The organism is Pseudomonas sp. S12(2018) (assembly GCF_024355235.1).
Lineage (GTDB): Bacteria > Pseudomonadota > Gammaproteobacteria > Pseudomonadales > Pseudomonadaceae > Aquipseudomonas > Aquipseudomonas palmensis.
Window position 1 is genome coordinate 192,062 of sequence record NZ_QLAD01000005.1, and the last position, 13,912, is coordinate 205,973.

Here is a 13,912-nt window from a genome sequence, read left to right on the forward strand (position 1 = left end):
CTCACTGGCCGCCGGCGCTGGCGCGATAGCGCCCGCCGGCACCGTGGGCCGCCATCGCCTGGTTGCTGCGCAGGGCAATCATCTGGTGGATCTCGACCCACTCGATGCCCTGCGCCTTCAGGCGAGGCAGCTCGCGTTCGAGCACCTCCAGGGTTTGCGGGTAGGGGTGGCCGATCAGCACGGCCGAGCCCTGCCGGCGCGCCAGCTCCACGGCGATGCGCAGTTGCCCGGCAATCGCCTCGGGGGTGCGCACGTCATCCAGGAACACATCCCGCGACAGGCTTGCCAGCCCCTGTTCCTGCGCCTTGGCCGCAGCGACCGTGGCGGCGCTGGTGCGGCTGTCGACAAAGAACAGATGGCGGCGCTGCAACTCGCCCATCAGCCAGGCCATGGGCAGCGGCTGTGCAGTCATGCGGCTGCCCATGTGGTTGTTGATGCCGCTGGCATAGGGCACCTTGGCCAGGGCTGCGCCCAGGCGTTGTTCCAGCTCCGGCAGCGGGGTATCCGGGTGCCAGGCGTAGGGGCCGGTGGCCGGGTCCATGGGCATGTGCAGGATCACCGTCTTGCCGGCCTTGTGCGCCTGGCGGGCGAACGCGGTGGCGTGCGGGGTATCGGGTATGATCGCGAGGGTGACCGGGCCGGGCAGGGCCAGGGTGCGCGCATCTCGCGCAGGGCTCTGCCCCAGGTCGTCGATGATCAGCGTGAGGTAGGCCTTGGCCGGTGCCGCGTGTGCGGTACCGGCCAGGCAGAGCAGGGCGAACAGCAGATAGCGCATCACTTGCCGCTGGTGATGCTCAGGCCCTTGAGCAGGTTCAGCGCCTGGCTGAGCTGGAAGTCGTCGTCCTGCGGACGGTCCTTCTTGCTCGCGGCCTTGCCCGAAGGCCGGTCGGCGCCGCCGTTGCCGTTGCCCAGGTGACCTTGCAGGTCGGCTTCCTTGAAGTTGTCGTTGTCCTGCTCGCTGGTGATCTTGGCGCGGCGCACCTCGATGTCCGGCACGATGCCCTGGGCCTGGATCGAGCGGCCGTTGGGGGTGTAGTACAGCGCGGTGGTAATCTTCAGGGCGCGGTCGTTGTTCAGCGGCAGCACGGTCTGCACCGAGCCCTTGCCGAAACTGTCGGTGCCCATCAGCACGCCGCGCTTCTGGTCCTGCAGGGCGCCGGCGACAATCTCGGAGGCCGAGGCGCTGCCGCCGTTGATCAGCACCACCAGCGGCACGCCTTCGCTGGCATCGGCCGGGTCGGCCGAGAAGCGCAGTTCGGAGTTGGCGATGCGGCCCTTGGTGTACACGATCAGGCCCTTGGTCAGGAAGTGGTCGGCCACTTCGACGGCGGCCTGCAGCACGCCACCGGGGTTGTTGCGCAGGTCCAGCACCAGGCCGCGCAGTTTCTTGCCGTTGTCCTTGCGCAGCTTGGCCAGGGCCTTGCCTACCTCTTCGCCGGTCTTGACCTGGAACTGGGTGATGCGGATATAGCCGTAGCCGTCCTCGAGCAGCTGCGACTTGACGCTCTTGACCTGGATGACCGCGCGGGCCAGGGTCACGTCGAACGGCGTGCCGCCGTCGCGCACCAGGGTCAGGGTGATCTTCTGGCCGATCTTGCCGCGCATCTTGTCGACCGCCTCGGTCATGGTCTGGCCGCGGGTCGGCTGGCCGTCGATCTTGACGATCAGGTCGCCCGCCTCGATGCCGGCACGCGAGGCCGGGGTGTCGTCGATGGGCGATACCACCTTGACGAAGCCGTCCTCCATGCCCACTTCGATGCCCAGGCCGCCGAACTCGCCGCTGGTGCTCTCCTGCAGCTCCTGGAAGTCTTCCGGGCCCAGGTAGGCGGAGTGCGGGTCGAGGTTGCTGAGCATGCCCTTGATGGCGTTTTCGAGCAGGGTCTTGTCGTCCACCGGCTCGACATAGGCGGCCTTGATGCGGTCCATCACCTCGGCGAAGGTGCGCAGCTCTTCCAGCGGCAGCGGCGCCTGGGCAGTGACCGTGGTCGGTGCCACCGTGGCTGGCTTGGCAGGCTCGGCCGCGTGGGCCAGTGGCGCGCCGATGACCAGGGCAATGGTCAGGGCCAGCGAGGTAAGGCGAGGCGTATGCAGCATGTCGAACGAACTCCTGATCCTGGTTTTGCCCCCGGGGGAGCGTCGCTGGCACCGGTTGGCGGGGCTAGCGTGAAATGAACGATGTGCCCCTATCCCTGGGCACGGCACCATTGTGTCGGGTCGCTCGGGCGGCCTTGCTGGCGAATCGCGAAGTACAGGGCGGCGGTGTCCTGGCCGCCGCTGTTGCCGACGGTGGAGATCGCCTCGCCCGACTTGACCACGTCGCCGGCATTCTTGAGCAGGCTCTGGTTGTGCCCGTACAGGCTCAGGTAGCCGTTGCCATGGTCGAGAATGACCAGAAGTCCGGCGCCGCGCAACCAGTCGGCGAACACCACGCGCCCGCCATGCACCGCATGTACCTGGCTGCCGGCGGAGGCGCTGATCATCACCCCGTCCCACTTGGCTCGCGAGTCGTCGCCGCGGGTTTCACCAAAACGTGCCAGCAATCGACCATTGACCGGCCATGGAAGTTTGCCCCGTGCTGCAGAAAAAGCGCCGCCGAAGGTGGCGCCGTCGCTGGAAACCAGCGGCCCGGGCACTGCCCTGGGCTTTTTCGGGGTGGCGTCCTGGTTGGCGGCCAGGGCTTCGCGCTGGCGCTGCTTCTCGGCTTCCTGGGCGGCCAGCAGGGCCCGCTGACGCGCCTCTTCGGCTTCGCGCGCCTGGCGTGCCAGGGTCTGCTCGATGGTCTTGAGCACCTGGGCGAGGTCGGCCTGGTCCTGTTCGCGGGCGGCCAGCTTCTGGTCGCGTGCCTTGACGTCGCTGTTGAGCTTGGCCAGCACCTGCTGGCGCTCGGCGCGGACCTTTTCCAGGTCCTGGCGCTGGGTTTCGAGGGTGCCTTGCTGGGCCAGCAACTGGGCCTGCTGCAGGGCGATGTCCTTTTCCACATTGGCCAGCTGGCGCAGGGTCTCGTTGAAGCTGCGCAGCTGCTCCAGGCGGGCCTGGCTCAGGTAGTCGTAATAGGTGAGGGTGCGCGCGAACTTCTCGGGGTTCTGCTGGTTGAGCAGCAGCTTGAGGTATTCCTCGCGACCGTTCTGGTAGGCCGAACGGGCCTGGATGGCGATCAGGCGTTGCTGTTCAACGCGGGCGCTCTGGAGTTTTTTTTTCTCTTTGTCGAGGCGCTCCAGCTCGCCTTCAGTCTTTTTTAGTTCCTGCTGCAGGGCCTCCACCTGCTTTTGCAGCTTGCCGATTTCGGTTTCGGTGCCGCGCAGGTCTTTCTGCACGCCGGACTTTTCCTGCTGCAACTGGCCAAGCAGCTTTTTCAGCTCGGCAATGTCCTGGCGCGTGGCGTCCAGTTGCTGCTGGGTTTGCGCGCGCTCGTCGGCGAATGCCGGGCCGAACAGGCAGGTCAGGGCTATGAGGATAAGTGCGCGAAGCATGGAGTAGGCGGAACCCAGGATGGAGACTGGCCTAGTATGCCCGCCATGGCGATCAAAAAAAACGACCTTCAAGCGGGATGCGATTCAGCTGCCTGTTTCAAGCTGCACGCCGCAAGAGGCGCAGCGCACGTGGCGCTGGCTCCTGCAGCTTGAACCGTGCAGCGTAGGGCGTGCCGTTCAGACGTCTACGAGAATCGAAGTACCGGTCATTTCGGCCGGTTTTTCCAGGCCCAGCAGCTTGAGCATGGTCGGCGCCACGTCCGCCAGCACGCCGCCTTCACGCACCTTGAGGTTGCGCTTGCCGACATAGATGAACGGCACCGGCTCGGTGGTGTGGGCGGTGTGGGCCTGGCCGGTGCACGCGTCTTCCATCTGCTCGACGTTGCCGTGGTCGGCGGTGATCAGCGCTTCGCCACCCACCTTGTCGAGGGCCTCGACGATGCGGCCCACGCACAGGTCCAGGGCCTCCACGGCCTTGACCGCAGCGTCGAACACGCCGCTGTGGCCGACCATGTCGCCGTTGGCGTAGTTGACCACGATCACGTCATGGCGCTGCTGTTCGATGGCCTCGACGATGCGGTCGGTGACCTCCGGAGCGCTCATTTCCGGCTGCAGGTCGTAGGTGGCGACCTTCGGCGACGGGATCAGGATGCGCTCTTCGCCTTCGAACGGTTCTTCGCGCCCGCCGGAGAAGAAGAAGGTGACGTGGGCGTACTTTTCGGTTTCGGCGATGCGCAGCTGGGTTTTGCCCTTCTTGGCCAGGTACTCGCCCAGTACGTTGTTCAGGCTGCCTGGGGCGAACGCCGCCGGGGCGGCGATCTTGGCCGAGTACTGGGTCAGGCCGATATAGGCGGCCAGTTTGGGCAGGCGTGCGCGCGGGAACTCGTTGAAGTCCGGCTCGACGAATACCCGCGACAGCTCGCGGGCGCGGTCGGCGCGAAAGTTCATGAAGATCACCGCGTCGCCGTCCTCGACCCTGACGGCCTCGCCCACGCGGGTGGCCTTGACGAACTCGTCGCTCTCGCCGCGTGCATAGGCGGCTTCAAGGCCGGCGGTGGCGGTGCTGGCGCTGAATTCGGCGGTGCTGTCGACGATCAGGTTGTAGGCGGCGCTGACGCGGTCCCAGCGGTTGTCGCGGTCCATCGCGAAATAACGGCCGATGAGGCTGGCGATGCGGCCCTTGCCCAGGCGGGCGAAGGTGGCGTCGAGCAGTTCGATGGAAGACTGAGCACTCTTGGGCGGGGTGTCGCGGCCGTCGAGGAAGGCGTGCAGGTAGATCTTCTCGGCGCCGCGTTGCGCGGCCAGTTCGGCCATGGCCACCAGGTGATCCTGGTGGCTGTGCACGCCACCGTCGGACAGCAGGCCGAGGATGTGCACGGCCTTGCCGGCACCGGCAGCCTTGTCCACGGCGTCGCACAGCACCGGGTTCTGGAAGAACTCGCCATCCTTGATGGCCTTGGTCACGCGGGTGAAATCCTGGTACACCACGCGCCCGGCACCCAGGTTCATGTGGCCGACTTCGGAGTTGCCCATCTGCCCGTCGGGCAGGCCCACGTCCATGCCCGAGCCCGAGATCAGGCCGTGCGGCTGGGTGGCGCGCAGGCGGTCGTAAACCGGCGTGGTGGCCGAATAGATGGCGTTGTATTCGTGGCTTTCGCTGTGACCGAAACCATCCAGGATGATCAGGACCAAGGGTTTTGGCGTGCTAGTCATCTATCCCACTCGCGCTTTTGTCAGGTGATAAAGACACGCATTTTAGGGCAAATTGGTCAGCAGTGACGAATTAACCTTGCGCGCCCGCCATTGCCGCCCGACGGGTAGCAGCCCGGCAATGAGAATTACTGTCGACAACCAGTGCCGGTGGGCTTTGGCCGGCCTTGGGTGCTGTGTATACTGCCCATCATTTTTAACGGCCCGGAACCCTCTGATGGTTGCTCACCTGATCGAATTCGCGACATCTCACTATCTGCTGGTTGGTATCTTCGTCGTTCTGCTGGTCCTGCTGATCGTCACCGAAGCGCGCAAGGGCGGCCGCAGCCTGAGCAACGGCGAACTGACCGCGCTGGTCAACGCCGACAAGGGCCTGGTCATCGATATCCGTGCGAGCAAGGAGTTCTCCGCCGGGCACATCGTCGGTGCGCTGAACATCCCGCAGGACAAGTTCGCCGCGCGTATCGGCGAGCTGGAAAAGCACAAGGCGACCAAGACCCTGATCGTGGTCGACAACCTGGGCCAGCATGCCGGCGCCGTGTGCCGCGACCTGCTCAAGGCCGGCTTCAACGCCGCCAAGCTGTCGGGCGGCGTGTCGAGCTGGAAGGCCGACAACCTGCCGCTGGTGAAGTGACATGAGCAACGTCATCGTCTACTCCAGCGACTACTGCCCTTACTGCTCGCGTGCCAAGCAGCTGCTGTCCAGCAAAGGTGTGGCCTTCGAAGAGATCAAGGTCGATGGCAAGCCCCAGCTGCGCGCAGAGATGAGCCAGAAGGCCGGCCGCACCTCGGTGCCGCAGATCTGGATCGGCAGCACCCACGTCGGCGGTTGCGACGACCTGTTTGCCCTTGAGCGCGCCGGCAAGCTCGACGCGCTGCTCAAGGCCTGAATTCCCTACAAGACCCTGCAAAGAAGGATCTGTCATGACTGAAGAACAGAACAACGGCGCTGCGGCAGCCGACGAAAGCTCCCCGCAATTCTCCCTGCAGCGCATCTATGTGCGTGACCTGTCGTTCGAAGCGCCGAAAAGCCCGGCGATCTTCCGCCAGCAGTGGGAACCGAGCGTCGCGCTGGACCTGAACACCAAACAGAAAGGCCTGGAAGGCGATTTCCACGAGGTCGTGCTGACCCTGTCGGTCACGGTCAAGAACGGTGAAGAGGTTGCCTTCATCGCCGAAGTTCAGCAGGCGGGTATCTTCCTGATCAAGAACCTCGACCCGGCTTCGATGAGCCACACCCTGGGCGCGTTCTGCCCGAACATCCTGTTCCCGTATGCGCGTGAAGCGCTGGACAACCTGGTGACCCGTGGTTCGTTCCCGGCCCTGATGCTGTCGCCGGTGAACTTCGATGCCCTGTACGCGCAAGAGATGCAGCGCATGCAGGAAGCAGGCGAAGCGCCTTCGCTGCAGTAAGCTGACTGCGGTACGTTGAAAGCGCCCTTCGGGGCGCTTTTTTCATGCCTCAGGCAAAACCTTGCTGGCGCCAGGCTTCGTACACCGCCACGGCCACGGTGTTGGACAGGTTCAGGCTGCGGCAGCCTTCACGCATGGGCAGGCGCAGGCGCTGGTCGCTGCCCAGCGGGTCGAGCACCTCGGGCGGCAGGCCACGGCTTTCGGGGCCGAACAGAAAGGCGTCGCCGGGGGCGAAGGCCACGTCGTGAAACGGCCGCGAGCCCTTGGTGGTGAAGGCGAACAGGCGCGGGTTGCCCAGGCTCTCGAGGCAGTTGGGCAGGTCGCTGTGGCGCTTGAGGGTGGCGTACTCGTGGTAATCCAGGCCCGCACGGCGCAGGCGCTTGTCGTCCAGTTCGAAGCCGATCGGGTCGATCAGGTGCAGCTGGCAGCCGCTGTTGGCGCACAGCCGTATAATGTTGCCGGTATTCGGTGGAATTTCCGGTTGAAAAAGGATGACGTGAAACATGCACGGCTCCGAGCATAAAGATGACGAGCATTCTACCCCCGAACCGGACCCGCGTTCGAAACTGTGGCCGCGGGTGCTGTTCTCCATGGCGCTGTTCGGCATGCTGGTGGGCCTGATGATCGGCCGCCTCACCGCGCCTGAACCACGGGTACTGGAGCGAGTGGAGGTGGTGGCCGATGGCCTGAACCTGTGGTTCAACGAAGAGCCGCAACTGCATGGCGAGGAGGTCGAGGGCACGCTGGCGCTGGTGTTCCAGGCCAGCGGGCGGAGCCAGAAGGGTCAGTTGCAGTTGGCGGGCAAGCCCGTGAGCTGGCGCCTGCAGAACAGCGACCAGGGCCTGTTGCTGAGCCTGGTGGCGGCCCGGCCGCTGCGCGGCGACTGGGCCGGCGAGACGGTGCAGGGCCGCTGGAGGGTGCAGGTGAAACTGCACGAATAAAAGAGGGGATTCCCCGGCCTGCCTGTACCAAGGTCCCCAAAACTGGGTTGTGCTTAGGTATATGCAGGGGGTGTGCCAAGTTGGCCTGGGGCAATGGAACCTGGGGTTTTGCTGGGTTTTATGCGGTTGTGAGGGGTGTTTTTGCCTTCAGGCGGTGCAGCGGGGGCAGGCATGGTGCAGCAATGGGGCAAGCCGTTCGCCGGCAAGGCCGGCTCCTACAGGTACGGCGGCGTTTGTAGGAGCCGGCCTTGCCGGCGAAGAGGCCCCTGATTCAGGCCTCGTCGTCGCCCTCGTCGTCCCCGCCGTCGACCTTCATGCCCAGTTCCTTGATCTTGCGCGTCAGGGTGTTGCGCCCCCAGCCCAGCAGCACCGCCGCATCGCGCCGCCGCCCGGCGGTGTGCTTGAGCGCCGTCTCGATCATGATCCGCTCGAAACTCGGCACTGCGCTGTCCAGCAGGTTCGACTGGCCACGGCTCAGTGCCTGGTCGGCCCACTGGCGCAGCGCCTGCTCCCAGTTGGTCACCGGCGCCGCGTCCTGCGGCAGGTTCAGCAGCTCCGGCGGCAAGTCGCCGATATGCACCTCGCGCCCCGAGGCCATCACCGTGATCCAGCGGCAGGTGTTCTCCAGCTGGCGCACGTTGCCCGGCCACGGCAGGTTGCGCATGAACTCCTCGGTCTCGGGCTTGAGCAGCTTGGGCTCCACCGACAGCTCCTGCGCCGCACGCCCCAGAAAGTGCCGGGCCAGGGTCGGGATGTCTTCGCGGCGGTCGGCCAGGCGCGGGATGTGGATGCGGATCACGTTCAGGCGGTGGAACAGGTCTTCACGGAACTTGCCGGCCTGCACCAGGGTTTCCAGGTTCTGGTGGGTGGCGGCAATGATGCGCACGTCCACCTTCACCGGCACATGCCCGCCCACCCGGTAGAACTCGCCATCGGCCAGCACGCGCAGCAGGCGGGTCTGGGTGTCGGCCGGCATGTCGCCGATCTCGTCGAGAAACAGCGTGCCGCCGTCGGCCTGCTCGAAACGCCCGCGGCGCAGGTTGGCCGCGCCGGTGAACGCGCCCTTTTCATGACCGAACAGCTCGGACTCCATCAGGTCCTTGGGGATCGCCGCCATGTTCAGCGCGATGAACGGCGAGGCGGCGCGTGGGCTGTGACGGTGCAGGGCGTGGGCCACCAACTCCTTGCCGGTGCCCGATTCGCCGTTGATCAGCACGGTGATGTTGGAATGGCTGAGCCGGCCGATGGCGCGAAACACCTCCTGCATGGCCGGCGCTTCGCCGATGATTTCCGGGGTGCGGGTCAGCGCCTGGGGCTCGGCCATGCCCTGCTGTTCCTGGGCGTGCTGGTTGGCGCGCTTGACCAGCGACACTGCCTCGTCCACGTCGAATGGCTTGGGCAGGTACTCGAACGCGCCGCCCTGGTACGAGGCCACGGCGCTGTCCAGGTCCGAGTGCGCGGTCATGATGATCACCGGCAGACGCGGGTGCTGCTCGCGGATCTGCGCCAGCAGGTCCAGGCCGCTGGCACCGGGCATGCGAATGTCGGAGATGATCACGTCCGGCTGCTGGCGGGCCAGGCGGCTCATGACCCCATCGGCACTGTCGAAGCTCTGGGTGGTCATGCCTTCCTGTTGCAGGGCTTTTTCCAGGACCCAACGGATGGAGCGGTCGTCGTCGACGATCCAGACGGTTTCGCTTCGGCTCATGAAGAAGTGGCTCCTTGTTCCAGCGGCAGGAAGATCGAGAAGGTGGTGTGGCCAGGGTGGCTGTCACATTCGATCAGGCCCTGGTGCTGGCTGATGATGTTCTGGGTGATGGCCAGGCCCAGCCCGGTACCGTCCGGGCGACCGCTGACCATGGGATAGAAGAGGGTGTCCTGCAGTTCCGCGGGTATGCCCGGGCCGTTGTCGATGATTTCGATGCGCGCCACCAGGCGGTGGCGGGTGTGGCCGATGGTGAACTGGCGCATGGCGCGGCTGCGCAGGGTGATGCGGCCCAGGCGCAGCTCGTTCTGCCCGCTGATGGCCTGCATGGCGTTGCGCACGATGTTGAGCACGGCCTGGATCATCTGCTCGCGGTCCACCAGCACGTCGGGCAGGCTCGGGTCGTAGTCGCGCACCAGGGTGATGCCGCCCTGGCTTTCGGCCTCCACCAGGCTGCACACGCGCTCGAGCACTTCGTGGATGTTGGTCATGGCCAGCGACGGCAGTTTGTTGGAGCCGAGCATGCGGTCGACCAGGTTACGCAGGCGGTCGGCCTCTTCGATGATGACGTTGGTGTAGTCCTTGAGGCCGTTGTCGGGCAGTTCGCGGGCCAGCAGCTGCGCGGCGCCACGGATGCCGCCCAGCGGGTTCTTGATTTCGTGGGCCATGCCGCGCACCAGCATCTTGGTGGTTTCCTGCTTGGACAGCTGCGCCTCTTCCTTGGTGATGCGCAGCAGGCGGTCGCGCGGGTGCACTTCGAGCAGCAGCAGGGTGCGGCCGTGGTTGAGGATCGGGGTGACGGCGTAGTCGACGGTCAGGGTCTGGCCGGTGAGGGCGGTGAGCATGGCTTCGCGCTTGGTGAACGGGTGCGCGTGCTCCACGGCCTGGCGCAGCGAGTTGAGCGCTTCGGTCGATTCGGTGAACAGCTCGCTGATGAACTGCCCGTGGCTGCGCTGGCCGCTGATGGCCAGGAGCATTTCCGCTGCCGGGTTCATGTACTCCAGGCGCAATTCGGCATTGAGCAGAATGGTGGCAGTGGTCAGGTTGTCCAGTAGCAGTCGGTGCAGTGCATCGCTGATGGTCATGGGGCGTCGTTGACCTCTTTTGGCACAGTACCGCCCTGATCGGGGCCAGGGTGGCGCGCGCTGGTAATCGGCTGATGCCAGGAAAATGCAAGAACCAAACCAAGGCTCCGAAAAGAAGCGCAATTCCCTGAAACCGGGCCTTGGCTGCGCAAAAAATGACTGGGTTAACAGGTTGCAGGCTGTTTTTGAACCAAAATGGGCTGTTGGTGCAGGGGTAGCGCTGCCTTGTGCACCATTGTAGAGCACTGCTGACTTCGTCGCGGGTCAAGCCCGCTCCCACTGGTTTGTGGCAGCGGGCTTGACCCGCGATGAAGTCAGCGCAAAAAAAAGGCCTCCCGAATGGGAGGCCTCTCTCGTTACGCCGCGTGAGCGAGCGTCACTGGCTTAGCAGCTGTAGTACAGCTCGTATTCCAGTGGGTGTACGAAGGTGCGCACCTTGATTTCTTCTTCGCTTTTCAGGGCGATGTAGGCATCGATGAACTCGTCGGAGAACACGCCGCCCTTGGTCAGGAACGCACGGCCCTTGTCCAGCTCTTCCAGGGCTTCCTTCAGGCTGCCACAGACCTGCGGGATCTCTTTGGCCTCTTCAGGCGGCAGGTCGTACAGGTTCTTGTCGGCGGCATCGCCTGGGTGGATCTTGTTCTGGATGCCGTCCAGGCCGGCCATCAGCAGCGCAGCGAAGGCCAGGTACGGGTTGGCCGCCGGGTCCGGGAAGCGCGCTTCGATACGGCGGGCCTTGGGGCTCGACACGTAAGGAATGCGGATCGAGGCAGAACGGTTGCGTGCCGAGTAGGCCAGCATGACCGGGGCTTCGAAGCCCGGGACCAGACGCTTGTAGGAGTTGGTCGACGGGTTGGTGAAGCCGTTCAGGGCCTTGCCGTGCTTGATGATGCCGCCGATGAAGTACAGGGCGGTATCGGACAGGCCGGCATAGCCTTCGCCGGCGAAGGTGTTCTTGCCGTCTTTCCAGATCGACATGTGCACGTGCATGCCCGAGCCGTTGTCGCCGTACAGCGGTTTTGGCATGAAGGTAGCGGTGCGGCCATAGGCGTCGGCAACGTTGTGCACGACGTATTTCAGGGTCTGAACTTCGTCAGCTTTTTTCACCAGGGTGTTGAACTTGACGCCGATTTCGTTCTGACCGGCAGTCGCCACTTCGTGGTGGTGCACTTCGACGACCTGGCCCATTTCTTCCAGTGCGTTGCACATGGCAGTACGGATCTCGTGGTCGTGGTCGAACGGCGGAACCGGGAAGTAGCCGCCCTTGACGCCTGGACGGTGGCCCTTGTTGCCACCTTCCACGTCCTGGTCGGACATCCACGAGCCCTGCTCGGAGTAGATCTTGAACATCGAGCCCGAAATGTCGGACTTGAACTTCACTTCGTCGAAGATGAAGAACTCAGGCTCAGGGCCTGCGAATACGGTGTCGCCGATGCCGGTGGAGCGCAGGAACTCTTCGGCCTGCTTGGCGATGGCGCGCGGGTCGCGGTCGTAGCCTTGCATGGTCGACGGTTCGATGATGTCGCAGACCAGGATCAGGGTCGGCTCTTCGGTGAACGGGTCGAGCACGGCGGTGGAGTCGTCCGGCATCAGGATCATGTCGGAGGCTTCGATGCCTTTCCAGCCAGCGATGGAGGAACCGTCGAACATCTTGCCGGCTTCGAAGAAGTCGTCTTCCAGCGCGTCACGGGCTGGCATGGTGACGTGGTGCTGGGTGCCCTTGGTGTCAGTGAAGCGCAGATCAATCCATTTAACGTCATGATCTTTGATGAGTTGAACCGACTTCGACATGGTGTCCTCCGGGTGGGGTAGAGCGTGCCTGTGCAGCCCTTGTAATTTGGGTGATGCCGGGCGCGAATAGTCGGCCAAGGCAACCTGCCTCACAAGGGAGCAAATTGCATGCCAGTGCCCCGAGTTGGGTTTTTCGCCCCATTCTCACGCGTTTGCGGGTGCCAACGGCGCTTCAGGGGTTTTTCCTGCACTCTTAGGAGGCGTTTTTTCGTTTGAGTGACCCAAAATGGTGCGCGTAAAACCTTCTGTACAAAAGTTGCTCAAAGCTTGAGCGAATTCCGCTATAATCCGCGCCCCTTCTTTTTCGGCTGGCCACGCGCGCGCTGTTTTCATGAAACTAATCGTCAAAGTCTTTCCAGAGATCACCATCAAGAGCCGCCCGGTTCGAAAGCGCTTCATCCGTCAACTGGGCCGCAACATCCGCACCGTGCTCAAGGACCTGGATCCTGCGCTCGCGGTCGATGGTGTCTGGGACAATCTGGAGGTGGTCACCCGCCTGGACGACGAGAAAGTGCTGCGCGAAATGACCGAGCGCCTGAGCTGCATGCCGGGCATCGCGCATTTCCTCCAGGTCGATGAGTACCCGCTGGGCGACTTCGACGATATCGTCGCCAAGTGCAAGACGCATTTCGGCCACCTGCTGGCCGGCAAGCACTTTGCCGTGCGCTGCAAGCGCGGCGGCCACCATGATTTCAGCTCGATGGACGTCGACCGCTATGTCGGCAGCCAGCTGCGCCAGCAGTGCGGCGCCGCCGGCATCGACCTGCGCAACCCCGAAGTGGAAGTGCGCATCGAGATCCGCGACAAGCGCCTGTACGTGATCCACAACCAGCACAAGGGCATCGGCGGCTACCCGCTGGGCGCGCTGGAGCAGACCCTGGTGCTGATGTCCGGCGGCTTCGACTCCACCGTGGCGGCCTACCAGATGATGCGCCGCGGCCTGATGACCCACTTCTGCTTCTTCAACCTGGGCGGCCGTGCCCACGAGCTGGGCGTGATGGAAGTCGCGCACTACCTGTGGAAGAAGTACGGCAGCAGCCAGCGCGTGCTGTTCGTCAGCGTGCCGTTCGAAGAGGTGGTGGGCGAGATCCTCGGCAAGGTCGACAACAGCTACATGGGCGTGACCCTCAAGCGCATGATGCTGCGCGCCGCCACCAACATCGCCGACCGCCTGCAGATCGACGCGCTGGTCACCGGCGAGGCGATTTCCCAGGTGTCCAGCCAGACATTGCCCAACCTGGCGGTGATCGACTCGGCCACCGAGAAGCTGGTGCTGCGCCCGCTGCTGGCCAGCCACAAGCAGGACATCATCGACCAGGCCAATGAAATCGGCACCGCCGAGTTCGCCAAGCACATGCCCGAGTACTGCGGCGTGATCTCGGTGAACCCGACCACCTGTGCCAAGCGTCACCGTGTCGACCATGAAGAGAAGCAGTTCGACATGGCCGTGCTCGAGCGCGCCCTGGAACGCGCCCGCCTGGTGTCCATCGACCACGTGATCGATGAACTGGGCCAGGATATCCAGATCGAAGAAGTCAGCCAGGCGCTGGCCGGGCAGGTGGTGATCGACATTCGTCACCCCGACGCCCAGGAAGACCAGCCTCTGGAACTGGACGGCATCGAGGTCACGGCCTTGCCGTTCTACGCCCTCAACAGTCGCTTCAAGGAGCTGGACCCCACGCGCCAGTACTTGCTGTATTGCGACAAGGGAGTGATGAGTCGCCTGCATGCCCACCATCTACTGAGTGAGGGGCATGCCAATGTGCGCGTTTATCGTCCGACATAAGATGCCGGGGT

At 64.3% G+C, this 13,912-nt stretch carries 13 protein-coding genes; 5 read left to right on the forward strand and 8 right to left on the reverse strand.

The annotated features are described in order from the left end of the window. Position 1: 1 nt before the first annotated feature. The 4 genes from DN388_RS13865 to gpmI form a co-directional block, all read right to left on the reverse strand. The gene (locus tag DN388_RS13865; protein ID WP_255000467.1) at positions 2–775 is read right to left on the reverse strand and encodes a divergent polysaccharide deacetylase family protein; all 774 of its coding nucleotides are present in this window, start codon (positions 773–775) and stop codon (positions 2–4) included. Continuing rightward, on the reverse strand, positions 775–2,094 hold the full coding sequence (locus tag DN388_RS13870) for a S41 family peptidase (protein ID WP_043862202.1): 1,320 nt from the start codon (positions 2,092–2,094) through the stop codon (positions 775–777). Before DN388_RS13870 ends, DN388_RS13865 begins: the two co-directional genes overlap by 1 nt. Positions 2,095–2,183: 89 nt before the next feature. Continuing rightward, positions 2,184–3,470: a murein hydrolase activator EnvC gene (locus DN388_RS13875; RefSeq protein ID WP_043862201.1), complete on the reverse strand. Its 1,287-nt coding sequence runs from the start codon at positions 3,468–3,470 to the stop codon at positions 2,184–2,186. A gap of 177 nt (positions 3,471–3,647) precedes the next feature. Further along, positions 3,648–5,183, reverse strand: a complete 1,536-nt coding sequence (gpmI, locus tag DN388_RS13880) for a 2,3-bisphosphoglycerate-independent phosphoglycerate mutase (RefSeq protein ID WP_088514671.1) — start codon at positions 5,181–5,183, stop codon at positions 3,648–3,650. Between the two features lie 214 nt (positions 5,184–5,397). On the opposite strand from gpmI, the gene DN388_RS13885 reads away from it, so the two are divergent. The 3 genes from DN388_RS13885 to secB are packed head-to-tail and all read left to right on the forward strand — an operon-like array spanning position 5,398 to position 6,593. Next, on the forward strand, positions 5,398–5,814 hold the full coding sequence (locus tag DN388_RS13885) for a rhodanese-like domain-containing protein (RefSeq protein WP_043862199.1): 417 nt from the start codon (positions 5,398–5,400) through the stop codon (positions 5,812–5,814). 1 nt (position 5,815) lies between these two features. Further along, entirely contained in the window at positions 5,816–6,070 is a 255-nt protein-coding gene (gene grxC, locus DN388_RS13890) for a glutaredoxin 3 (protein ID WP_043862198.1), read from the forward strand. A gap of 34 nt (positions 6,071–6,104) precedes the next feature. Continuing rightward, positions 6,105–6,593, forward strand: coding sequence for a protein-export chaperone SecB (secB, locus tag DN388_RS13895; RefSeq protein WP_043862197.1), 489 nt, complete (start codon positions 6,105–6,107; stop codon positions 6,591–6,593). A gap of 49 nt (positions 6,594–6,642) precedes the next feature. On the opposite strand, the gene trmL is transcribed toward secB, so the two are convergent. Beyond that, positions 6,643–7,098, reverse strand: coding sequence for a tRNA (uridine(34)/cytosine(34)/5-carboxymethylaminomethyluridine(34)-2'-O)-methyltransferase TrmL (gene trmL / locus DN388_RS13900; RefSeq protein WP_255000482.1), 456 nt, complete (start codon positions 7,096–7,098; stop codon positions 6,643–6,645). Here trmL and DN388_RS13905 point away from each other — a divergent pair. Then, positions 7,097–7,534: a hypothetical protein gene (locus DN388_RS13905; protein WP_255000484.1), complete on the forward strand. Its 438-nt coding sequence runs from the start codon at positions 7,097–7,099 to the stop codon at positions 7,532–7,534. The genes trmL and DN388_RS13905 overlap by 2 nt on opposite strands. Positions 7,535–7,805: 271 nt before the next feature. On the opposite strand, the gene ntrC is transcribed toward DN388_RS13905, so the two are convergent. From ntrC to glnA, 3 genes are all read right to left on the reverse strand, one after another. Continuing rightward, positions 7,806–9,242 (reverse strand): nitrogen regulation protein NR(I), encoded by a 1,437-nt coding sequence (ntrC, locus tag DN388_RS13910; RefSeq protein WP_043862194.1) that lies wholly within the window; start codon positions 9,240–9,242, stop codon positions 7,806–7,808. Then, complete coding sequence (gene glnL, locus DN388_RS13915) at positions 9,239–10,324, reverse strand: nitrogen regulation protein NR(II) (RefSeq protein ID WP_043862193.1); 1,086 nt, start codon at positions 10,322–10,324, stop codon at positions 9,239–9,241. The genes ntrC and glnL overlap by 4 nt, the downstream gene beginning before the upstream one ends. A 384-nt stretch (positions 10,325–10,708) precedes the next feature. Further along, on the reverse strand, positions 10,709–12,115 hold the full coding sequence (gene glnA, locus DN388_RS13920) for a glutamate--ammonia ligase (RefSeq protein WP_043862192.1): 1,407 nt from the start codon (positions 12,113–12,115) through the stop codon (positions 10,709–10,711). 331 nt (positions 12,116–12,446) lie between these two features. On the opposite strand from glnA, the gene thiI reads away from it, so the two are divergent. Then, complete coding sequence (thiI, locus tag DN388_RS13925; protein ID WP_255000487.1) at positions 12,447–13,901, forward strand: tRNA uracil 4-sulfurtransferase ThiI; 1,455 nt, start codon at positions 12,447–12,449, stop codon at positions 13,899–13,901. The last annotated feature ends 11 nt before the right edge of the window (positions 13,902–13,912 follow it).

Bases quoted from the DNA above. Each gene is read 5' to 3' on its own strand.
- DN388_RS13865 (WP_255000467.1), bottom strand. From the start codon at position 775: ATGCGCTATCTGCTGTTCGCCCTGCTCTGCCTGGCCGGTACCGCACAC.
- DN388_RS13870 (WP_043862202.1), bottom strand. From the start codon at position 2,094: ATGCTGCATACGCCTCGCCTTACCTCGCTGGCCCTGACCATTGCCCTG.
- DN388_RS13875 (WP_043862201.1), bottom strand. From the start codon at position 3,470: ATGCTTCGCGCACTTATCCTCATAGCCCTGACCTGCCTGTTCGGCCCG.
- gpmI (WP_088514671.1), bottom strand. From the start codon at position 5,183: ATGACTAGCACGCCAAAACCCTTGGTCCTGATCATCCTGGATGGTTTC.
- DN388_RS13885 (WP_043862199.1), top strand. From the start codon at position 5,398: ATGGTTGCTCACCTGATCGAATTCGCGACATCTCACTATCTGCTGGTT.
- grxC (WP_043862198.1), top strand. From the start codon at position 5,816: ATGAGCAACGTCATCGTCTACTCCAGCGACTACTGCCCTTACTGCTCG.
- secB (WP_043862197.1), top strand. From the start codon at position 6,105: ATGACTGAAGAACAGAACAACGGCGCTGCGGCAGCCGACGAAAGCTCC.
- DN388_RS13905 (WP_255000484.1), top strand. From the start codon at position 7,097: ATGCACGGCTCCGAGCATAAAGATGACGAGCATTCTACCCCCGAACCG.
- trmL (WP_255000482.1), bottom strand. From the start codon at position 7,098: ATGTTTCACGTCATCCTTTTTCAACCGGAAATTCCACCGAATACCGGC.
- ntrC (WP_043862194.1), bottom strand. From the start codon at position 9,242: ATGAGCCGAAGCGAAACCGTCTGGATCGTCGACGACGACCGCTCCATC.
- glnL (WP_043862193.1), bottom strand. From the start codon at position 10,324: ATGACCATCAGCGATGCACTGCACCGACTGCTACTGGACAACCTGACC.
- glnA (WP_043862192.1), bottom strand. From the start codon at position 12,115: ATGTCGAAGTCGGTTCAACTCATCAAAGATCATGACGTTAAATGGATT.
- thiI (WP_255000487.1), top strand. From the start codon at position 12,447: ATGAAACTAATCGTCAAAGTCTTTCCAGAGATCACCATCAAGAGCCGC.